Consider the following 19,572-nt stretch of genomic DNA (forward strand, 5'->3'; position numbering starts at 1 on the left):
TGATCAACCGAAGGTAAAGGCGTAAGCCGATACGCCCGGGTCGAGAAATTCGATGGTGAAGGTTCGGTCCTGCACGCCGTCGTTTTGCCGCACCAACTGATACAGGCGTTGTTCGGTCACATGGCCCGTGCCGTCAGGAGCGACATCGACGCCATGGGCATCGCCCGGAACCTGGCCATCGATCATCACCTTGAAGCGCACGGGTTTGCCGTCCGCTGCCGGACCGAGCACCAGATGCAAGTCGCGGGCATGGAAGCGATAAACGATGCGACTGGCCGGTGCAACGGCCGTGGCACGCTCGGCACCCACCGACCATTGACCGCCGAGGCTCCAGTCATTGAGTGCCAGTTTGTCCGGCGGGTTGTAGGCCGCGACCTTGTCAGGCACGAGGCTGGTTTCCGGTACGAAGTGTTCCGCACGCTGGTAGCCGACATAGGTTTCCGGCGACAGCACCTGATTCATGTCCGGTGCCTGCTGCACACCCTTGGCGTCAGCATTGATCAAGCCGTCCGCCACGGTTTTCGCTCCCGCCTCACGCAGTAGTTGTTGTATGACGCGCTCCGACTCGGCGTAGTCCCCTTCGCCAAAGTGGTGGTAACGAATGCGTCCCTGAGCGTCGGCAAAGTAATGCGCTGGCCAGTATTCGTTGTTGAAGGCGCGCCAGATCTTGTAGTCGTTATCGATGGCGACCGGATAGTTGATGCCCAGTTCCTTCATGGCTTTGGTGACATTGCCCAGATCACGTTCGAAGGCGAACTCCGGCGCGTGTACACCGATCACTACCAGGCCCTGATCGCGATATTTCTCGGCCCAGGCTTTGACGTAGGGCAGAGTGCGCAGACAGTTGATGCAGGAGTAGGTCCAGAAATCCACCAGCACCACTTTGCCTTTCAACGCTTGTGCATCCAGCGGCGCTGAGTTGAGCCATTGGACGGCGCCATCAAGCGGCGGCAACTGGCCTTCGACCGGTAAAGTGCCTGGCGTTTTCGCGGCCATTTTCATTGCACCACCAGCGGCCATCATGCTGCCGATTGCAGCGCCTTCTTCAGCAGGAACCTGCGCCATCATCGTGCCGCTCGCCTTGGCAGATTTGCCCGACAGCTTGCCGACCAGTGCCTGCTCCAGACCACCGGTGGACGCCGTCGATAACCGTGCGAGAACACCGGTATCGAGCCCCAGTGCAATGGCCGCGACGCCGGCCAACATCAAGGCGCCGAGGCCACGACGAATCCACTCACCGGTGCCGATCGAGCGCTTCATCAGCGCAAAAACCTTACCGCCCAACAGCAGCGCCGCGGCGAGCGAGGTGGCGGCACCCGCCGCGTAGGCGAGCAACAATAGCGTGGTGGCGATGCTTGCCCCTTGCAGCGCCGCACCGGTCAGAATCAGCCCCAGGATCGGCCCGGCGCAAGGTGCCCACAGCAGCCCCGTGGCGACCCCGATCAGAAACGAAGCGCCGGGACGCGGGCGATGGTCCTGCCCGGCGGCCTCCGACAGACGACTGCCGGCCGACACCAACGGCCGGGTCAGACGCTCGGCCATATGCGGCAGCAGCAAGGTCAGCCCGAACAGCGCAACGAACAGCAACGCGAGCCAGCGCCCGTACTGATTGACTTGCACCACCCAACCGCCGCCCACCGCCGCCAACGAGGCGACGAGCGCAAAGGTCACCGCCATCCCCGCCAGCAGCGGCAAGCCACTTTTGATAAACGGCTGCCCGGTGCGAGCGAAGACAAAAGGCAGCACCGGCAGGATGCACGGGCTGACAATCGTCAGCACACCACCGAGATAAGCGAGAACCAAGAGCCACATAAATTCGTCCTGTGTGAAGTGAAGATCGCGAGCGGGTCATGACTCAAGCCCCCACGGCTTTGAAGGTCATCGCCAGGCCGTTCATGCAGTAGCGCAGACCGGTGGGCTTGGGACCGTCATCGAAAACATGGCCCAGATGGCCGCCGCAGCGACGACAGTGGACCTCGTCGCGGGACATGCCGAACGAACGGTCCTGACGCGTTGCCACCGCGTGTTCCAGCGGCGCCCAGAAACTCGGCCAACCGGTACGACTGTCGAATTTGGTGTCTGATGAAAACAGCGCCAGATCACAGCCGGCGCAGGCAAACGTGCCAGTGCGATGTTCGTTGTTGAGCGCGCTGGTATAGGCCCGTTCGGTGCCTTCCTCACGCAGGATCTGGTACTGCTCGTCGCTCAGGATCGAGTGCCATTCACTGTCGCTGTGCGTCACTTCGAACGCCTCGTCCGCGTGTGCCTCGCTGATCACCGCCGTGGCAGTCGACAATTTTGGCAATACACCCGCCACCAGGGCTGCAACCCCCAGCCCGCCGCCCGCTAACAGAATCTGTCGCCGTGAAAACATGGCCGTCTCCAAAAATTCCAGATGCCCTTCATGGAACACAGCCTAGGCTTGGATTGATCGCCAAATCCTCACGGGAAGTTAACGAATTCGTGATAACTCGCCCGGAGGAAAACCCGCACAATGCGCTTATCGCGCCGAAGGATTGAGCTTCATGGAACAGACCAAACGCATCCTTGTGGTCGAGGATGACCGACACATCGCCGACCTGATTTGCCTCCATCTGCGGGACGAACAATTCGAGGTCACACACTGCGCCGACGGCGACGAAGGCATGCGCCTGCTGCAACAAGGTCATTGGGATGCACTGATCCTCGACCTGATGCTGCCGGGGGTCGACGGTCTGGAAATCTGCCGCCGCGCCCGCGCGATGGCCCGTTACACACCGATCATCATCACCAGCGCCCGCTCCAGTGAACTGCACCGCATCCTTGGCCTGGAACTGGGCGCCGACGACTACCTCGCCAAGCCGTTTTCGATGCTGGAACTGGTCGCTCGGGTCAAAGCCTTGCTGCGCCGAGTCGACGCGATGGCGCGCAATCTTAAAATGGACGCCGGCAGCTTGAGTCTCGATGGCCTGACTATCGACCCGATCACCCGCGAAGTCAGCCTCGACGCTCTACGGCTGGACCTCACGCCTCGTGAGTTCGATCTGCTGTACTTCTTCGCCCGCCAACCGGGCAAAGTGTTCTCGCGCATGGATCTGCTCAACGCCGTCTGGGGTTACAGCCACGAGGGTTACGAACACACGGTCAACGCCCACATCAATCGCCTGCGGGCGAAGATCGAAAAAGACCCGGCACAGCCAGCGCGCATCCTCACCGTGTGGGGTCGCGGCTATAAATTCGGTACCGAGCAGCCATGAAACTGACCCTGACGCAGCGCCTGTCCGTGGTATTCGCCGTGCTGCTGTTGGTGTGCTGCGGCACATCGGCTTGGCTGCAGGTGCGCTCCAGTCACATGCATGAGCTGGAAGTGGTGCAAGGCCTGTCGCGAGATCTGGCGCAGCACATCGCCCACGACACGGTGCTGATGGACAGCAACGGTTTGATGCCCGGCGCTGTGCGTGAACTGTTCAGCCAACTGATGCTGGTCAACCCGAGTGTCGAGGTGTACCTGCTCGACACCGAGGGACGGATTGTCGGAAGTGCTGCGCCCGAAGGGCGGATACGCCGCCAGCAAATCGATCTGGCGCCGATTCGCCAACTGCTCAATGACGGGCCGTTGCCGATCCTGGGCGATGACCCGCGCAGCGTTGATGGGCGCAAGGTGTTCAGCGCCGCGCCATTGCAGGTCAATGGCAAAGCCGCCGGCTATCTGTATGTAGTTCTGCTGAGCGAAGCTCATGATCGCTATGCCGAGCGAGGCGCCACCAGCGCCGCGCTCAACACCGCATTGCTTTCGATCGGACTGGTCGCGTTGCTGTGTTTGATTGCCGGTCTGACGGCTTTCAATCTGATCACCCGGCCACTGCGCAGACTGACCGAAACCGTCAGCTGCTTCGACATAGACGGCGCGCCGTCACCTCAGCGCCTCACGACACCTGTGGATAAAACCGCCGACCCGGACGAAATCGCCCTGCTGGATGCAGCGTTCCGTCAAATGCAAAACCGCCTCGGTGAACAGTGGCGCTCGCTTACGCGACAGGATCAGGAGCGCCGCGAATTGGTGGCGAATATTTCCCACGACTTGCGCACGCCGCTGGCTTCGCTGCACGGGTATCTGGAAACCCTGCAACTGAAGGACGCCACGCTGTCGGCCGAGGAGCGTCGACGCTATCTCGGCATCGCTCTGGATCAAAGCCGCAAAGTGGGCGGTCTGGCGCAATCGCTGCTGGAACTGGTGCGTCTGGAGCACGGCTTTGTACAACCGGTGCTAGAGCGCTTTTCCCTGATCGATCTGGTGCAGGACATCTTTCAGAAATTCGAACTGACGGCCGAAGCGCGGCAGGTCGAACTCAAAGCTCATTTTGTGCCGAACCTGCCAACGGTCTGCGCCGACCTCGGATTGATCGAGCGGGTACTGACCAACCTGGTGGACAATGCTTTACGGTATACACCTCTGGGCGGCGAGATCGAGTTCGATCTGAAACCCCAAGGGGCTTTGGTCGACGTGACGGTCAGTGACACCGGCCCCGGCATCGCTCCCGAGTTGCGCGAAGGCTTGTTCCTGCGCCCGTTCAATATCGGTGGCGCACGGCGTGACGGGGGATTTGGCCTGCGTATCGTGCACCGCATCCTGCAATTGCATGGCCGTGAGATTGAGTTGCTCGACGTCAGCGGGAGCGGCGCAACGTTCCGCTTCTCGCTGCCAACGGATCAGCAAACCGCTGAACAATGGATGATGCGTTCAATGAATTTGAACAGCTCCGGCAAATAGTTGAGACCGCCGGCCCGTTGCTCCGTGACAACGCCGCCCCGCTCCCCTAAATTAGTCGGCCTGAAAAAGCCCTCGGGTTTTCTCATCTCCACTCAAGTTAAAAAGTAGTGAAATTTCAATGTCCGATTTCAACACCGCTGAATCCGTAGTCACCGAATCGTCCAAAGCGGAATACGAAAACTCCATCAATCTTTCACAACACCTGCCACAAGCCAAAATCATCAGCGAGATGGTCCTGGACGCGTTCCAGTCGACCCGCGAAAGCGACCAGATCCGCGAATTGCGCGCGGCGATCCGTCAGGCTCACGACAGCTTCGATGACGACAAGGCCTACGAGCTGATGGGCGAACTCAAGGCGCTGAAAGACGCCGAAGCCGCCGACCTCGCTGCTCTCGAAGACCTCAGCAGCAAGTTCTCGATCGGCCGCATTCTGTCCAGCTTCAAAGATGATCCGGCGTTCCAGGAAATCGTTTATGGCCTCGCGCTGAAAGTGCTGAACCAGACCCATCAGGCGATCAGCAACCCGAGTGGCGGCAAGAGCAAGGCTGCGAAGAAGAAAGAAGTCGAAATCTTCACCATCAGCAAGGACGGCATTAGCGTGACCTTGCCACTGCGCACACCACGCTCGCGCCTGAACGTTGACCGTGCAGCGCTTGAATTCCTCGGTTTCACCTTTATCGGTGAAGGCGAAGAAGCTGAGCTGGAAAGCGAAGTCTTCGTTGATAACGCTGGTACCGAGCAGGCAGTAAACCGCAAGAACATCATCACCGCGCTGCAACAGCAGACTGCGTTTGATGGTTACAGCATCGCCGCGCAGTAATAGCGCAGCCGCTGTATGAAAAAGCCCCGCGCTGAGTGATCAGGCGGGGCTTTTTTTTCGGCTGGTAATTGGCGGTGTTGCTTGGATTGTAGCCCCTCACCCCAGCCCTCTCCCCCAGGAGAGGGAGCCGATCTGCGTGCCGCTCAAGATTCGTGCTCGACGCGATATTCCGTTTCGACGCATCTCGCCCAACCACCCCGGTCAGTCCCCTCTCCCTACGGGCGGTCCGACGTTTCGGGAGGGTTAGGGTGAGGGCAAGCCGCCAAACCACCTCAAGCCGAAGGATGCAACGCCACAATCATGTCCACCTCAATCGCCGCATTCTTCGGCAACTGATACACACCGACTGTGGTGCGCGTGTGCCGGCCGGCATCGCCGAGTACATGACTGAACACGTCCGACGCACCGTTGGCCACTTCACTCAGGTCAACGAAGTCCGGCGTCGACTTCACGTACACGGTGACCCGCAACAACGCCTTGATCTTGTCCAGCGAACCCACCGCATCGACGATCAGCGCCAGACAACGCATTGCACTGATACTCGCGGCGGCTTGCGCATCCTTGAGGGTCAACTCCAGCCCAACCCGACCGGGGTATTGAATCTTGCCATGGGTACGCGGCACCATGCCGCTGATGTACAGCTCATCATGATGACGGATCAGCGGCGCGTAATTGCCGCCGGCGGTGTTCTCACCATAAATGTCGTAGTTCAGCTCTTGGGCCAGGGCAATAAAACGCTCGTCGCAGGTCATCCTCTCAGTCATTTCGCCCAGCCTTATGATCAGTGCATGAAGAACCGCAGGTTAAGACCGATGATTGCCGGAGATTCGATTTGTGGCAGGTCATCGACATAGTTGGATCCAAATCTAGGTGTTTCACGAAGTGATAGCAACCGGCCGCTAAGGCATCCTTCGCCACATTTTCACGGTGAGCCGCCATCTCTGCGACGCCCTGCATTAACTCAGCAAACAGATCGCGCTTTTTCATCCAAACCTGCCCCATTAGAAAATAGCCTCTGGGATCCTAACTAATGAAAAGTTTTCTGAAGGTAGGAGATCTCTCTATAAGCAGACAGTCGTTTCCCAAAGACACGCTCAACCTTAAATAGCACCCAACAAAAAACCCCGCACATCTCTCAATGTGCGGGGTTTTTCTTCAAGCCTCGAACCTTACGGCGCGTACGTCAGCAGCAGCTCTGCGGGCACCTTGAAGTCCAGAGACATCATGACGCTCAACGCAGTGATGGTGAAGATCGAGAACACGAACAGCTTGCGTGCCCAGACCGTGTCATCCACCGCTTTGTAGCCGGTCCAGGCCATGTACAACCAGTACATGCCCATGGCCGCGGCAACGGCGAGGTAGCTCATGCCGGCGTAACCGCTGAAGGTCAGCATCAAGGTCGCTACGAGGAACGCCAGGATGTAGAGCAGGATGTGCTTCTTGGCCACTTGAATCCCGCGCTTCACTGGCAACACCGGAATCGATGCGGCCAGGTAATCGTTGAAGCGGAAGATCGCGATGGCGTAGGAATGCGGCATCTGCCAAAGGCTGAACATCACCAGCAACGTCAGCGCGGCCATGTCGAAGCTGTTGGTTACGGCGACGTAACCGATCACTGGCGGCATGGCGCCCGACAGACTGCCCACCAGCGTGCCGTGAACCGACTTGCGCTTGAGGTACAGGCTGTAGAAGCCGACGTAGATGATGAAACCGATTACGGCGAACAGGGCAGCCAACGGGTTGGCCACCTTGTACAACAACGCAACGCCGAGAACACCAAGGATGGTCGCGTAGACCAGGGCCAGTTTCAGGGAGATCAAGCCCTGCACCAGCACCCGGTTCTTGGTGCGTTCCATCTTCAGGTCGATGTCGCGGTCGATGCAGTTGTTGAACACGCAACCGGAGGCAACAACCAGGGATGTACCGATCATGGCAGCCAGAAACACCGCCAGATCCACATGCCCTTTCGAGGCCAGGAAGAACCCGCCTGCCACAGAAAGCACGTTACCGAAAATGATCCCCGGTTTGGTGATTTGGATAAAGTGCTTGAGCGACATCGGGTCTTACCTCACTTCGCCATCATGTAGGTGTGGATGCTGAACATGATCCACAACGACAGGCCAACCAGCAGCACGATCACGATCGCCGTAAAGACGAATGCAATCACGTTGTTACGCTGAGCAATGGAACGGTCCAGGTGCAGGAAGTAATACAGGTGAACGATCACCTGGATCACTGCGAACAGCAGAACGATTGCCAGCGTGGTGGCCTTCGGCAGGCTCGGGTACATCACCAGACCGAATGGAATCACGGTCAGGATCACCGACAGGATGAAGCCAATGGCGTACGACTTTACGCTGCCGTGGCCAGCATCATGGCTGTCATGGGAGTGTGCATTAGCCATTACAGAGTCCCCATCAGGTAAACAACGGTGAATACGCAGATCCACACCACGTCCAGGAAGTGCCAGAACAGGCTCAGGCAGCTCAGACGGGTCTTGTTGGTCGCCGTCAGGCCGTGCTTGTTGACCTGGTACATCATGATGCCCATCCAGATCAGACCCGCAGATACGTGCAGACCGTGGGTACCGACCAGGGTGAAGAACGCGGACAGGAAGCCCGAACGGCTAGGACCGAAGCCCTCGGAGATCAACAGGTGGAACTCGTTGATCTCCATGGCGATAAAGCCTGCGCCCAGCAGGAAGGTCATGAACAACCAACCCAGAACCTGCTGCTTCTTGCCTTTGAACAACGCCAGCATGGCGAAGCCGTAGGTGATCGAACTGAACAACAGCAGAGCGGTTTCGCCCAGCACGTATGGCAGTTCGAAGATGTCGTGGCCCGACGGGCCACCGGCAACGTTGTTTACCAGTACTGCGTACACCGCGAAGATCGACGCAAACAGAATGCAGTCGGTCATCAGGTAGAGCCAGAAACCGTATACGGTCATCTCGCCCGAGTCGTGGTGATGGTCATCGTGCCCATGGTCACCATGGGCGTGTCCAACATTGGTCACTAAGTTCGACATGGTTTAAGCCTGTTCCAACGAGGTTTCAACACGGGTGGCACCGGCCGGGATTTTCCCTGCCGCAACCAGACGCTTGTGCTGCTCGGCTTCGATACGCTCGATCGTTTCAACCGGAACCATATAGCCCTGGTCGTCACGTGCAGCGTGGATCACGAAGTAGATGACGGTGCCGGCCAGGCTGGCGATCGCCAACCACCAGATGTGCCAGATCATCGCGAAACCGAAGACGGTCAACAGTGCGCCCATCACCACGCCAGTGGCGGTGTTGTTCGGCATGTGGATCGGCTCGTACTTGGCCGGACGCTGGTACGCAGTACCGTTTTCCTTGGCTTCGGTGAACGGGTCGATGCAGTCAGCCTTAGGCAGCACAGCAAAGTTGTAGAACGGAGGTGGCGACGAGGTCGACCATTCCAGGGTGTGTGCATTCCACGGGTCACCGTGATCGCAAACGTTCTCTGGCTTGTTGCGGTCACGCACGCTCACATAGAGCTGGATCAGCTGGCAGGCAATACCCACAGCGATCATCACCGCACCGAACATGGCAACGTACAGGTACGGTACCCATTCAGGGTTGGTGGTGGCGTTCAGACGACGGGTCATGCCCATGAAGCCCAGTGCATAGAGCGGCATGAACGCGACGAAGAAGCCCGAGATCCAGAACCAGAACGCTGCTTTACCCCAGCCTTCGTGCAGCTTGAAGCCGAACGCTTTCGGGAAGTAGAACGCGAAACCAGCGATGTAACCGAATACCGCACCGCCGATGATCACGTTGTGGAAGTGCGCGATCACGAACAGGCTGTTGTGCAGAACGAAGTCAGCACCCGGAATGGCCAGCAGTACGCCAGTCATGCCGCCGATGGCGAAGGTCACCATGAAGCCCAGAGTCCACAGAACCTGGCTGGTGAAGCGCAGACGACCCTGGTAGATGGTGAACAGCCAGTTGAATAGCTTCACACCCGTCGGGATGGAAATCAGCATCGTCGCCAGACCGAAGAAGGCGTTGACGCTGGCACCCGAACCCATGGTGAAGAAGTGGTGCAGCCAAACCATGAAGCCCAGTACCGAGATCGCGCCCGAGGCGTAGATCATCGAGTGGTGGCCGAACAGTTTCTTGCCGGTGAACGCCGAGATCACTTCCGAGAAGATGCCAAATGCCGGCAGGATCAGGATGTAAACCTCAGGGTGGCCCCACGCCCAGAACAGGTTGACGTACATCATTGGATTGCCACCAAGTTCATTGGTGAAAATGTGGAAATCCATGTAACGGTCAAGGGTCAGCAGTGCCAGGGTAGCGGTCAGGATCGGGAACGAAGCCACGATCAGAACGTTTGCCCAGGTGCAGGTCCAGGTGAAGATCGGCATGTCCATCAGTTTCATGCCAGGGGTACGCATTTTCAGTACGGTCGCGAGGAAGTTGACCCCCGTTAGCGTCGTACCTAACCCGGATAGCTGTAGCGCCCAGATGTAGTAGTCCATGCCCACGCCAGGGCTGTATTGCAGACCCGACAATGGTGGATAGGCAACCCAACCGGTCTTGGCGAATTCGCCGACGCCCAGGGACAGGTTGATCAGCACTACGCCGGATACCAGCAGCCAGAAGCTCAGGGAGTTCAGGAACGGGAACGCAACGTCACGCGCGCCGATCTGCAGCGGCACTGCAAGGTTCATCAGGCCGGTGAAGAATGGCATCGCCATGAAGATGATCATGATCACACCGTGAGCGGTGAAGATCTGGTCATAGTGTTCAGGTGGCAGGTAGCCAGGCGAACCCTCGGTGGCCATGGCCAACTGGGTACGCATCATGATGGCGTCGGCAAAACCGCGCAGCAGCATGACCATGGCAACGATGATGTACATCACGCCGATTTTCTTGTGGTCGACCGAAGTCAGCCACTCGGTCCACAAGTAGGTCCACTTCTTGAAGTAGGTGATTGCAGCGAACAGCGCCAGACCACCGAGGGCGATCATGGCGATGGTCACCATCACGATCGGCTCGTGGAATGGGACTGCTTCCCAACTTAATTTACCAAACATCGTTTACTCCTCTGCCCCGGCAGCTGAATGCGAACTCGAGTCAATTTCCGTGGCCGCCACTTCTTTCTCTTTCTTCTCGTGCTTCAGCGGCTTGCCCGGCTTCATACCTTCGTACTTGTCGACGATGATCTGGAACTGGTTCGGCGTGACCGAGGAGTAGAGCTCGACTGGGTTGTTCTGGCTCGGTTTGGCAAGGGCCGCGTATTCAGCTTGATCAAGCTGTTTAGGTGACTTCTTGACTTCACTTACCCAGGCGTCGAAATCTTCCTGAGTGGTGGAGATAGCCTTGAATTTCATACCGGTGAAACCCGCGCCGCTGTAGTTGGCGGAGATACCGTCCATTTCAGCGTTACGGTCAGCGATCAGGTGCAGCTTGGTCTGCATGCCCGCCATCGCGTAGATCTGGCCGCCCAGACCCGGGATGAAGAACGAGTTCATCACAGCGTCAGAGGTGATCTTGAAGTTGATTGGCGTGTGCGCCGGGAACACGATCTTGTTGACCGTGGCGATGCCTTGTTCCGGGTAGATGAACAGCCACTTCCAGTCCAGCGCGACCACTTCGATGGTCACAGGCTTCACGTCGGACTGAATCGGACGATACGGGTCCAGTTCGTGGGTCGAAATGTAGGTGATGTAACCCAGGGCAATGATGATCAGAACCGGGATGGTCCAGACTGCCACTTCGATTTTGGTCGAGTGCGACCATTTCGGGGTGTAGACGGCGTTCTTGTTCGACGCGCGGTACTTCCAGGCGAACAGGAAGGTCATGACGATAACCGGCACGACGACCAACAGCATCAGCAGGGTCGCGGTGATGATCAGGTTTCGCTGTTCCAGGCCAACCTGGCCCGTTGGATTGAGCAAGGTCATGTTGCAGCCTCCCAGCAACAACGTGCCGAGCAGCGGCACTAGGCCTAGTAATCTGGGGTACCTGTTTTTACTCATCTCACGACCTCTAAAGCAGCTTGCGCAATGCAGTTGGGTTTTGATCGCCAACACTTCACCCTGCCAAGGGTTGGCATTTTCTTTGGATTGAATAAGGGCCGCCCGTCGCGCGTCAGACGCTCGACAAAACCTGGGACAGCGGTCAGTTCTTATTCGAATTCGTGGTCAAAGGCCTTGTTACAGACCAATTCCATTTGGTGCGGAAAGTTGGAAGGCACCGACACCTGGGTGTCTTGAAAGCCTTTCGACTCACTCGACACCCGACTTCCTGCTCGCCTCCTTAATAAAGGCTGAACAGTGCCGGGAATTCAGTGCGGGCGATTGTAGATAGGTAGCGCCCTATACACCATGTCTTATCCCGAAATAATTTTTATCCGTTCGAGCAACAATCCATCGCCATTTTTGCAAAAGTTCCGCATCTTATCGAAATCAATTCTCAACAAAAACACCAAAAATTGTAGGTGTACCCGCGTCAGTTCAGACAGCTCTGCAGGCTATTTCCGAACGCTGGAACAGCGCAAAGCCCGATAACCCAAGGCTTTTGGCCATATACCCGCGCTTGTTAAAACTGCCTGCTCTGGCACTCGCGTGCTAAAGCCGAAAAACCCCGAATCAGACCAATCCTTTTTTGTAACAACGGCCGATTCCGCGTCACTGAGGAGCCCTGCAACACGGCGCGTGTGACAACATGTCGCACACCTGCCACACCCTGCCTTGCCGTCCGTCACGGTGTTTTCACAAACACTCTGAAATGCAAAACGCCCCGATTGGCTGATACGCAAATCGAGGCGTTTTCTGTATCGGCCAGTCTGCCGAATAGTTGACTCAGCGCAGTGCTTTTCGGTTACGCGAGGTCAGCAGCGGCACCAGGATCACCACCAGCACGAACGCCACCAGTGCCCATTGTGCCAACGACAAGCCAAGGATCGGCGGGTACGGCGTCGAGCAGAAACCGTCGACCTGGAAACCCAGCGGGAAGATCTTCGCCAACGGCAGATCATCGACAATCGGTTGCAGCACATCGATGCCGCAACTCACCGCCGGATAGAACTGGGTGTACACGTGATGCCCGGCCACACCGGCCCCGGCAATCGCACAAATGACCACCAGCACTTCGAACACGGTGATGCTGCGACGGCTGCGCATGGCCGCGCCGATGAACGCGAACAGCGCGATCAGCAGCAACGCGTAGCGCTGCAAGATACACAGCGGGCACGGCGCTTCGCCGAGCACGATCTGCATATATAGAGCGCCACCGATCAGCGCCAGGCAGATGATCCCCAACAGCACCAGAAAGCGCCGCTCACGGCCCAACCGAATCGTTTCCTCGCTCATCGCGTTTCCCTTTTATGTCCATGGTTCAACCGGCTCGCGGCTGAAGGTTGTCGCAAGTCTACACCGGGGGAATAAACGATAAAGCGGTTAAGAAACGATTAACCTTTAAACAGAATTTAAGAATCGAGACCGCATAACGGCCTTCGCGAGCAGGCTCGCTCCCACATTGGATCTGCGTCAAACGAAGATCCTGTGGGAGCGAGCTTGCTCGCGAAGGGGGCGACTCGGTCTTAAATCACTCCAAAGCCGAAGCCGGCCCGAAGAACTCATAACGGCTCTGCTGCTCCGGCACACCCAACGCTTTCAGATGCCGCTTGATCGCGCCCATGAAGCCCTTCGGCCCAAGGAAGTACGCATCGACATCACGCTGCTGCGGCAACCACTCGCCAAGCAGTGCCTGATCCAGCATCCCGACCTTGTCCGCCGCCGGGCTGACACCGTCATCTTCGGCGTAGCAGTAAAAACGCTTGAGTTGCGGATGACGCTCAGCCAAATCATCAATCCAGTCGCGGAACGCATGCACGCTGCCGTTGCGCGCGCAGTGGATAAAGTGCACCGGACGCTCGGTTTCCAGCGCCGCTTCGAGCATCGCCAGAGTCGGCGTGATGCCAACGCCGCCGCTGATCAGCACCAACGGTTTGTCGCTCGCAGCCAAGGTGAACTCACCCGATGGCGGGAACAGCTGAATGCTCGCGCCAACCTGCAGTTGATCGTGCAAGTGGTTGGAGGCACGGCCACCCGGTTCGCGTTTGACGCTGATGCGGTACTGACCGTTGTTCGCCAAAGCCGACAACGAGTAGTTGCGGCGGATTTCTTCGCCATCGAGGATCAGCTTCATGCCGATGTACTGACCCGGTTCGGCGGCGAGGATCGGACCTTTGTCGGCGGGTTCAAAGTAGAACGAAACGATCTCCGCACTCTCCTCGACCTTGGCCGCGACGATGAATTCCCGCGCCCCGCGCCAGCCGCCAACGGCGTGTTCTTTCTGGTCGTAGATCGCGGTTTCAGCGCCGATCAGAATGTCCGCCAGTTGCCCATACGCCGCGCCCCAGGCGCTCATCACTTCCGGTGTGGCGATCTCTTCGCCGAGCACTTCAGAGATGGCGCGCAGCAGGCAGGCGCCGACAATCGGGTAGTGCTCCGGCAGGATCTGCAGGGCCACGTGCTTGTTGATGATCTTCGCCACCAGATCACCCAACTGGTCGAGCTGATCGATGTGCCGCGCATACATCAATACGCCGTTGGCCAAGGCGCGCGGCTGGTCACCGCTGGCCTGGTGCGCCTGGTTAAAAAGTGGGCGGACCTCAGGGTATTCGGAGAGCATCATGCGGTAGAAGTGCGTGATCAGCGCTTCACCGCCGCTTTCCAGCAGAGGCACGGTGGATTTGACGATGGCACGATCCTGGACGCTAAGCATATGAATGACTCCTGAGCTTTCTTGAAAAGTTAGCTTAGGGTTATCAGGTATCGTGCCAACTTATTTATCGATATAAATCAACAGCTTGAGAATAACGTAGTCATAACGACTCAAAGAGCCTTATAGTCATCCGGACTACATCTTGTCTCTTTGACTACAAGACCATGAACGCTAAATCCCTGCTCACCGCCCTGCTGCCTCTCGTCTCCGACCTGTCCCGCGAATTGCCCGAGGGCGAGCGTTATCGACGTTTGCTCGAAGCCATGCGCGCCCTGCTGCCTTGCGATGCCGCCGCATTGTTGCGCCTCGACGGTGAATCGCTGGTGCCGCTGGCGGTGGACGGTTTGAGCACCGACACCCTCGGCCGGCGCTTCAAGGTCAGCGAGCACCCGCGCTTCGAGATACTGCTGAGCGGTGCCGGCCCCACGCGGTTCGCCGCCGACAGCGATTTGCCCGATCCTTATGATGGCTTGGTCGATGGCCTCGACGAGCATCTGGAAGTTCACGATTGCCTCGGCTGTCCTTTGTTTGTCGATGAAAAGCTCTGGGGTCTGATCACCCTCGACGCCCTCGACCCCGAACGTTTCGAGCCGATCGAACTCGACGCCTTGCAAGCCTTCGCCAGCCTCGCCTCAGCCACGGTCAACGCCGCCGAACGCATTCAACGCTTGGCCAATCGCGCTGAAGACGAACACCAGCGCGCCGAGGTTTATCGTCAGGCCAGCGGTCAGCAGAACCGCGAGATGATCGGTCAGAGCAAAGCGCTGAAGAAACTGGTTGAGGAAATCAATCTGGTCGGTGGCAGCGATCTGACCGTGTTGATCACCGGCGAAACCGGGGTCGGCAAAGAGCTGGTCGCCCAAGCGATTCACGCCGCCTCACCGCGCGCCGACAAACCGATCATCAGCCTCAACTGCGCCGCGCTGCCGGATACGCTGGTAGAGAGCGAACTGTTCGGCCACGTGCGCGGCGCCTTCACCGGCGCCACCAGCGACCGTCGCGGCAAGTTCGAACTGGCCAATGGCGGCACACTGTTTCTCGATGAGGTCGGCGAGTTGTCGCTGACCGTGCAGGCGAAATTGCTCCGCGTCTTGCAGAGCGGCCAGTTGCAGCGTTTGGGTTCGGACAAGGAGCATCAGGTCGATGTGCGCCTGATTGCCGCGACCAATCGCGACCTTGCTGAAGAAGTGCGCAGCGGTCGCTATCGCGCCGACTTCTATCATCGCCTCAGCGTCTACCCGCTGCGTGTGCCGGCGCTGCGTGATCGCGGCCGCGATGTGTTGTTGCTCAGCGGTTTTTTCCTCGAACAGAATCGCTCGCGCATGGGCCTCAACAGCCTGCGCCTGAACGGCGACGCCCAGGAAGCGCTGCTCACCTACACTTGGCCGGGCAACGTGCGCGAGCTGGAGCACTTGATCGGGCGCAGTGCGTTGAAGGCATTAGGTAATTGCAAGGTGCGGCCGAAGATTCTCAGTTTGAGCGCGGCGGATCTGGATCTGCCGCGCGAGGTTGTGGATAACTCGGTTGAGCCGGTTGCCGGTGTCGTGGCTGAGATGCCGTTGATCAGTGGAGATTTGCGCAGTGCGACCGAGCAGTATCAGCGGCGTTTGATCAGTGCGGCGCTGGAGCGTAATCAGGATAACTGGGCGAGTGCGGCGCGGGAGTTGGGGCTGGATCGGGCGAATCTTGGGCGCATGGCCAAACGACTAGGCATGAAGAGCTAAAAGCACACCCTCACCCTAGCCCTCTCCCTCCGGGAGAGGGGACTGACCGAGGTGTTTTGCGTAATACGCCGACCTGAAACATCGAGGCGATTATGGATTCGGCAGAGCAGGTTCAGGTCGGTGAATTACTACAATATCCCCCAATCGGCCCCCTCTCCCTCCGGGAGAGGGCTGGGGTGAGGGGCTTTGGCTTTTGATCGAAACACAACCCGACAACTAACCTAAAGCCCACCCCTTTAACGCCGATAACCCGGCATCAATAGTTTCTGGCGATTTCCACCCTCGCCCACCACCTTTCCACAGAAGGTTCATATGTCCTCCACCAAAGCCCGCGCAGACTCACTTTCGCTTCTGCTGTTTACCTTGCGCAGCGGCAAGTTGATGGCGATCAACCTGCTGAAAGTCAGTGAAATCATTCCCTGCCCGCCGCTGACCAAACTGCCGGAGTCGCACCCGCACGTGAAAGGCATCGCCACCTTGCGCGGCGCCTCGCTGTCGGTCATCGACCTCAGCCGCGCCATCGGCGAGCGCCCGCTGGAAGACCCGAACGGCGGCTGCCTGATCGTGACCGACGTCAGCCGCTCGAAGCAGGGCCTGCACGTGCAGGCGGTGAGCAAAATCGTCCATTGCCTGACCACCGACATCAAACCTCCGCCGTTCGGCTCCGGTGGCTCGCGCGCCTACATCACTGGCGTGACCTCGGTGGACGGCACGCTGGTGCAGGTGCTCGACATCGAAAAGGTTATCCACAGCATCGCCCCGGCGCAGATCGAAATGGCCCCGACCGACCTGAGCATGGAAGACGCTGATGTGCTCGGCAACGCGCGCATTCTGGTGGTCGACGACAGCCAGGTGGCGCTGCAGCAATCGGTACACACCCTGCGCAACCTCGGCCTGCAATGCCACACCGCACGCAGTGCCAAGGAAGCCATCGACTGCCTGCTCGACCTGCAAGGCACGGCGCAGCAGATCAACCTGATCGTCTCCGACATCGAGATGTCCGAGATGGACGGCTACGCCTTCACCCGCACCCTGCGCGAGACGCCGGACTTCGCCCATTTGTACGTGCTGCTGCACACCTCGCTCGACAGCGCGATGAACAGCGAAAAAGCGCGTCTGGCCGGGGCGAACGGCGTGTTGACCAAGTTCTCCTCGCCGGAACTGACCCACTGCCTGATCGAAGCGGCCAAACACGTCGCCGCCCAAGGGCACTGAGTCTTGGCCGAGAGATATTGTTTTTTGATGCGGCGCGATCTTGCCAAGGACGCGCCGGATGCTCTTGTGCCTCAAGGCATTGAACTGTGCACGTACTCCGCCGAACTGGCGCCGGACGTGCACGCCTTGATGCAACTCGGCTACCGCGAAGGTGGCGGCCGGGTGCCGGCGCTGGACGCTTGGCAGCAGCAGTTCGAGAGCAATCCTGAATATGATCCGACGCTGTGTTTCATTGCCCGCGATGGCGAAGGCGTGGTCGGCGTGGCGCAATGCTGGACCAGCGCTTATATCAAGAATCTGGTGGTGCATCCGCGCATGCAGGGCCGCGGTTTGGGCCGGGCGTTGTTGCTCAATGTATTCAAGGTGTTTCAGCAGCGCCGTGAAGGTTTTGTTGATCTGAAGGTGCTGGAAGACAACCAGCGGGCGCAGCGGTTGTATGAAAGTGCCGGGATGTATGTGGTCCGCCGCGAGCTGGTGCCGGACTGATTAAAGTCAAAAGATCGCAGCCTTCGGCAGCTCCTACAGGGAACCGCATATCCATGTAGGAGCTGCCGAAGGCTGCGATCTTTTAACGGTGTCCCAGGCAACAAAACTCTTTGGGCATACTCCAACCTTGGCCACCCACGACCAAGGACGCCCACCATGAAAGCCATCACCTTAAGCCTGCTCTGCCTTACCGCCCTCGCCTCCCAGGCCCACGCCTCCAGCCCCGACGCCTGGGCCGCCTACGACAAAACCGTACTCGCCAGTTGCAGCAAAGCCAGCGGCCTGAAAAACGTCAAACCGGTCGGCACACCTGCGCAATTCGATGACCGTGTCGGCTACACCGCCGTTCTGCTGCAAGGCCAATACCCGCAAAAACACATGAAAGGCCAGCAAGGCAGCGAGCTGTGTCTGTACAACAAACAGTCGAAAACCGCCTTCGTCACCGAGTGGGACTCGATCCGCCCAACCGGCAAAACCCGCTGAGTGGCGCATAATTTGCTTCGATCGGCATCTGTGCGGTGGTTTTCCGCCACCGTTTCACACCCTGATTGAAGACAGATCGCTCAATGAATACGACGTTTTCCTGCGTAGGCTGCGGCAAATGCTGCACCGACCACCATGTCCCGCTGACCTTGACCGAAGCCCGCATGTGGGCGGCGGATGGCGGTCAGGTGATCGTGTTGGTCGAGGCCTTTCTTGGTAATGGCCTGGGTTTGCCGGCGCAGCAGCGTGAACATGCCGAACGGCGTTCAGCGGTCGTTCGCAGCGGCGCGACAGACGCCCATGTGGCGATCACTTTCGCCGCGTACAACGTCGGCCCCTGTCGGAATCTTGACGAAGACAAGCTGTGCCGGATCTACGAGCGGCGGCCGTTGGTGTGTCGCATTTATCCGGCCGAAATCAACCCGCATATCCCGCTCAACCCGGCCGCCAAGGATTGCCCGCCGGAGTCCTGGGAGAAGGGGCCGGTGCTGATTGCCGGCGGTGAGTGGGTGGATCAGGAACTGGTCGATTTGATTCAACGCTCGCGCCAGGCGGATCGGGATGACATCGGTATCAAGGACGCGATTTGCGCAATGCTCGGGATTCGCACCACGGCGCTGAAGGGTGACGGGTTTACTGCGTATTTGCCGAATATGAGCGCTTTTGCTTCGGTGATTGATCAGGTGACTGCGCAACCGCTGACGACCGCGCCGAGTGAGTGGGTGTTTCATGTGTCCGGGGATGATGTGGCCGGGCAAGTGGTGGCGGCCGGGGCGCAGGTGGTGACTGAACCGGCGCAGACGTATGCGTTTATTTCGCTGCGGGCGGCTTGATCGGGGTTTTGCAAAAACCGAACTGGCCTCATCGCTGGCAAGCCAGCTCCCACAGGTATCTCGGGCGTTCACATAATTTGTGTACGACAGAGAACCCTGTGGGAGCAGGCTTGCCAGCGAAGGGGCCGGCACAGGCAGTATCAATCGCCGCGTTGAGCGCTGTCGGGATTAAAACTCAGCGCTTGCCCATCGAACGACGGGTGCCCGGCGGCGCCATGCCCGGGGTCTTGGTGTGGCCGTTCTTGGCGCCGTTCTTGTACCACGGCTGATTCGAGCCTTTGGCAGAGGCCAGCTCGCCCGGCTTGAACGGAAATTTGAACGCCGGGATTTCGGCTTTGGTATCGCTGGTTTCGGCCAGTTCAGCCGGGACATCGCTCACAGCGTCGTCAACCGGCGGCAGGGTCGGGGAAGTCATAAAAGCTCCGGAAAGCAAAAAGTCGGGCCCGATCAGTGAGCCGCGAAGGCGCGCAGTATACCTGTGCGCCATGGCTCGGCACCTGAAG

19 protein-coding genes are annotated in these 19,572 nt (G+C 58.7%); 8 read left to right on the forward strand and 11 right to left on the reverse strand.

Going from position 1 to position 19,572, the window contains the following annotated elements:
* Nucleotides 1-3 precede the first annotated feature (3 nt).
* Nucleotides 4-1,812 (reverse strand): cytochrome c biogenesis protein DipZ, encoded by a 1,809-nt coding sequence (locus RMV17_RS24155; protein WP_311883092.1) that lies wholly within the window; start codon nucleotides 1,810-1,812, stop codon nucleotides 4-6.
* Between the two features lie 43 nt (nucleotides 1,813-1,855).
* Nucleotides 1,856-2,374 (reverse strand): peptide-methionine (R)-S-oxide reductase MsrB, encoded by a 519-nt coding sequence (msrB, locus tag RMV17_RS24160; RefSeq protein ID WP_311883094.1) that lies wholly within the window; start codon nucleotides 2,372-2,374, stop codon nucleotides 1,856-1,858.
* 151 nt (nucleotides 2,375-2,525) lie between these two features.
* Here msrB and RMV17_RS24165 point away from each other — a divergent pair, with 151 nt between their 5' ends.
* The 3 genes from RMV17_RS24165 (at nucleotide 2,526) to RMV17_RS24175 (ending at nucleotide 5,570) form a co-directional block, all read left to right on the forward strand.
* A complete protein-coding gene (locus RMV17_RS24165; RefSeq protein WP_311883096.1) occupies nucleotides 2,526-3,236 on the forward strand; it encodes a response regulator transcription factor in 711 nt (236 codons plus the stop codon).
* Complete coding sequence (locus RMV17_RS24170) at nucleotides 3,233-4,750, forward strand: HAMP domain-containing sensor histidine kinase (protein ID WP_311883097.1); 1,518 nt, start codon at nucleotides 3,233-3,235, stop codon at nucleotides 4,748-4,750. Before RMV17_RS24165 ends, RMV17_RS24170 begins: the two co-directional genes overlap by 4 nt.
* A gap of 118 nt (nucleotides 4,751-4,868) precedes the next feature.
* A complete protein-coding gene (locus RMV17_RS24175; protein WP_034156087.1) occupies nucleotides 4,869-5,570 on the forward strand; it encodes a hypothetical protein in 702 nt (233 codons plus the stop codon).
* Between the two features lie 272 nt (nucleotides 5,571-5,842).
* Here RMV17_RS24175 and RMV17_RS24180 read toward each other — a convergent pair whose 3' ends face one another.
* From RMV17_RS24180 to hmpA, 8 genes are all read right to left on the reverse strand, one after another.
* Nucleotides 5,843-6,334 carry a RidA family protein gene (locus RMV17_RS24180; protein ID WP_034156086.1) on the reverse strand — a complete coding sequence of 164 codons (492 nt, stop codon included), beginning with the start codon at nucleotides 6,332-6,334 and terminating at the stop codon, nucleotides 5,843-5,845.
* Between the two features lie 405 nt (nucleotides 6,335-6,739).
* Complete coding sequence (cyoE, locus tag RMV17_RS24185) at nucleotides 6,740-7,627, reverse strand: heme o synthase (RefSeq protein ID WP_007916939.1); 888 nt, start codon at nucleotides 7,625-7,627, stop codon at nucleotides 6,740-6,742.
* An 11-nt stretch (nucleotides 7,628-7,638) separates the two neighbouring features.
* Nucleotides 7,639-7,974, reverse strand: a complete 336-nt coding sequence (gene cyoD, locus RMV17_RS24190) for a cytochrome o ubiquinol oxidase subunit IV (RefSeq protein ID WP_007916940.1) — start codon at nucleotides 7,972-7,974, stop codon at nucleotides 7,639-7,641.
* A complete protein-coding gene (cyoC, locus tag RMV17_RS24195) occupies nucleotides 7,974-8,597 on the reverse strand; it encodes a cytochrome o ubiquinol oxidase subunit III (protein WP_034156084.1) in 624 nt (207 codons plus the stop codon). Before cyoC ends, cyoD begins: the two co-directional genes overlap by 1 nt.
* A 3-nt stretch (nucleotides 8,598-8,600) precedes the next feature.
* Nucleotides 8,601-10,631 carry a cytochrome o ubiquinol oxidase subunit I gene (gene cyoB, locus RMV17_RS24200; RefSeq protein ID WP_007916945.1) on the reverse strand — a complete coding sequence of 677 codons (2,031 nt, stop codon included), beginning with the start codon at nucleotides 10,629-10,631 and terminating at the stop codon, nucleotides 8,601-8,603.
* Between the two features lie 3 nt (nucleotides 10,632-10,634).
* The gene (gene cyoA / locus RMV17_RS24205) at nucleotides 10,635-11,576 is read right to left on the reverse strand and encodes a ubiquinol oxidase subunit II (protein ID WP_007916947.1); all 942 of its coding nucleotides are present in this window, start codon (nucleotides 11,574-11,576) and stop codon (nucleotides 10,635-10,637) included.
* Between the two features lie 825 nt (nucleotides 11,577-12,401).
* A complete protein-coding gene (locus tag RMV17_RS24210) occupies nucleotides 12,402-12,911 on the reverse strand; it encodes a disulfide bond formation protein B (protein WP_034156083.1) in 510 nt (169 codons plus the stop codon).
* Between the two features lie 235 nt (nucleotides 12,912-13,146).
* Complete coding sequence (gene hmpA, locus RMV17_RS24215) at nucleotides 13,147-14,328, reverse strand: NO-inducible flavohemoprotein (RefSeq protein ID WP_311883110.1); 1,182 nt, start codon at nucleotides 14,326-14,328, stop codon at nucleotides 13,147-13,149.
* A gap of 164 nt (nucleotides 14,329-14,492) precedes the next feature.
* Between hmpA and norR the strand changes: the two genes are divergently transcribed.
* From norR to RMV17_RS24240, 5 genes are all read left to right on the forward strand, one after another.
* A complete protein-coding gene (norR, locus tag RMV17_RS24220; protein WP_311883112.1) occupies nucleotides 14,493-16,052 on the forward strand; it encodes a nitric oxide reductase transcriptional regulator NorR in 1,560 nt (519 codons plus the stop codon).
* Nucleotides 16,053-16,364: 312 nt separating this feature from the next.
* Nucleotides 16,365-17,267, forward strand: a complete 903-nt coding sequence (locus RMV17_RS24225) for a chemotaxis protein CheV (protein WP_034156080.1) — start codon at nucleotides 16,365-16,367, stop codon at nucleotides 17,265-17,267.
* 27 nt (nucleotides 17,268-17,294) lie between these two features.
* The gene (locus RMV17_RS24230; protein WP_311883115.1) at nucleotides 17,295-17,753 is read left to right on the forward strand and encodes a GNAT family N-acetyltransferase; all 459 of its coding nucleotides are present in this window, start codon (nucleotides 17,295-17,297) and stop codon (nucleotides 17,751-17,753) included.
* Between the two features lie 156 nt (nucleotides 17,754-17,909).
* Complete coding sequence (locus RMV17_RS24235; RefSeq protein ID WP_311883117.1) at nucleotides 17,910-18,236, forward strand: hypothetical protein; 327 nt, start codon at nucleotides 17,910-17,912, stop codon at nucleotides 18,234-18,236.
* 83 nt (nucleotides 18,237-18,319) lie between these two features.
* The gene (locus tag RMV17_RS24240; RefSeq protein WP_311883119.1) at nucleotides 18,320-19,069 is read left to right on the forward strand and encodes a YkgJ family cysteine cluster protein; all 750 of its coding nucleotides are present in this window, start codon (nucleotides 18,320-18,322) and stop codon (nucleotides 19,067-19,069) included.
* 175 nt (nucleotides 19,070-19,244) lie between these two features.
* Here the strand turns inward: RMV17_RS24240 and RMV17_RS24245 are convergent, their stop codons facing one another.
* Nucleotides 19,245-19,484, reverse strand: coding sequence for a hypothetical protein (locus tag RMV17_RS24245; RefSeq protein ID WP_034156076.1), 240 nt, complete (start codon nucleotides 19,482-19,484; stop codon nucleotides 19,245-19,247).
* Between the last annotated feature and the right edge of the window lie 88 nt (nucleotides 19,485-19,572).

The organism is Pseudomonas sp. VD-NE ins (genome assembly GCF_031882575.1).
GTDB classification, from domain to species: domain Bacteria; phylum Pseudomonadota; class Gammaproteobacteria; order Pseudomonadales; family Pseudomonadaceae; genus Aquipseudomonas; species Aquipseudomonas fluorescens_BZ.

What these genes read in the sequence shown, in the direction of transcription:
- RMV17_RS24155 (WP_311883092.1), bottom strand. Translation starts at nt 1,812, where the DNA reads ATGTGGCTCTTGGTTCTCGCTTATCTCGGTGGTGTGCTGACGATTGTC.
- msrB (WP_311883094.1), bottom strand. Translation starts at nt 2,374, where the DNA reads ATGTTTTCACGGCGACAGATTCTGTTAGCGGGCGGCGGGCTGGGGGTT.
- RMV17_RS24165 (WP_311883096.1), top strand. Translation starts at nt 2,526, where the DNA reads ATGGAACAGACCAAACGCATCCTTGTGGTCGAGGATGACCGACACATC.
- RMV17_RS24170 (WP_311883097.1), top strand. Translation starts at nt 3,233, where the DNA reads ATGAAACTGACCCTGACGCAGCGCCTGTCCGTGGTATTCGCCGTGCTG.
- RMV17_RS24175 (WP_034156087.1), top strand. Translation starts at nt 4,869, where the DNA reads ATGTCCGATTTCAACACCGCTGAATCCGTAGTCACCGAATCGTCCAAA.
- RMV17_RS24180 (WP_034156086.1), bottom strand. Translation starts at nt 6,334, where the DNA reads ATGACTGAGAGGATGACCTGCGACGAGCGTTTTATTGCCCTGGCCCAA.
- cyoE (WP_007916939.1), bottom strand. Translation starts at nt 7,627, where the DNA reads ATGTCGCTCAAGCACTTTATCCAAATCACCAAACCGGGGATCATTTTC.
- cyoD (WP_007916940.1), bottom strand. Translation starts at nt 7,974, where the DNA reads ATGGCTAATGCACACTCCCATGACAGCCATGATGCTGGCCACGGCAGC.
- cyoC (WP_034156084.1), bottom strand. Translation starts at nt 8,597, where the DNA reads ATGTCGAACTTAGTGACCAATGTTGGACACGCCCATGGTGACCATGGG.
- cyoB (WP_007916945.1), bottom strand. Translation starts at nt 10,631, where the DNA reads ATGTTTGGTAAATTAAGTTGGGAAGCAGTCCCATTCCACGAGCCGATC.
- cyoA (WP_007916947.1), bottom strand. Translation starts at nt 11,576, where the DNA reads ATGAGTAAAAACAGGTACCCCAGATTACTAGGCCTAGTGCCGCTGCTC.
- RMV17_RS24210 (WP_034156083.1), bottom strand. Translation starts at nt 12,911, where the DNA reads ATGAGCGAGGAAACGATTCGGTTGGGCCGTGAGCGGCGCTTTCTGGTG.
- hmpA (WP_311883110.1), bottom strand. Translation starts at nt 14,328, where the DNA reads ATGCTTAGCGTCCAGGATCGTGCCATCGTCAAATCCACCGTGCCTCTG.
- norR (WP_311883112.1), top strand. Translation starts at nt 14,493, where the DNA reads ATGAACGCTAAATCCCTGCTCACCGCCCTGCTGCCTCTCGTCTCCGAC.
- RMV17_RS24225 (WP_034156080.1), top strand. Translation starts at nt 16,365, where the DNA reads ATGTCCTCCACCAAAGCCCGCGCAGACTCACTTTCGCTTCTGCTGTTT.
- RMV17_RS24230 (WP_311883115.1), top strand. Translation starts at nt 17,295, where the DNA reads ATGCGGCGCGATCTTGCCAAGGACGCGCCGGATGCTCTTGTGCCTCAA.
- RMV17_RS24235 (WP_311883117.1), top strand. Translation starts at nt 17,910, where the DNA reads ATGAAAGCCATCACCTTAAGCCTGCTCTGCCTTACCGCCCTCGCCTCC.
- RMV17_RS24240 (WP_311883119.1), top strand. Translation starts at nt 18,320, where the DNA reads ATGAATACGACGTTTTCCTGCGTAGGCTGCGGCAAATGCTGCACCGAC.
- RMV17_RS24245 (WP_034156076.1), bottom strand. Translation starts at nt 19,484, where the DNA reads ATGACTTCCCCGACCCTGCCGCCGGTTGACGACGCTGTGAGCGATGTC.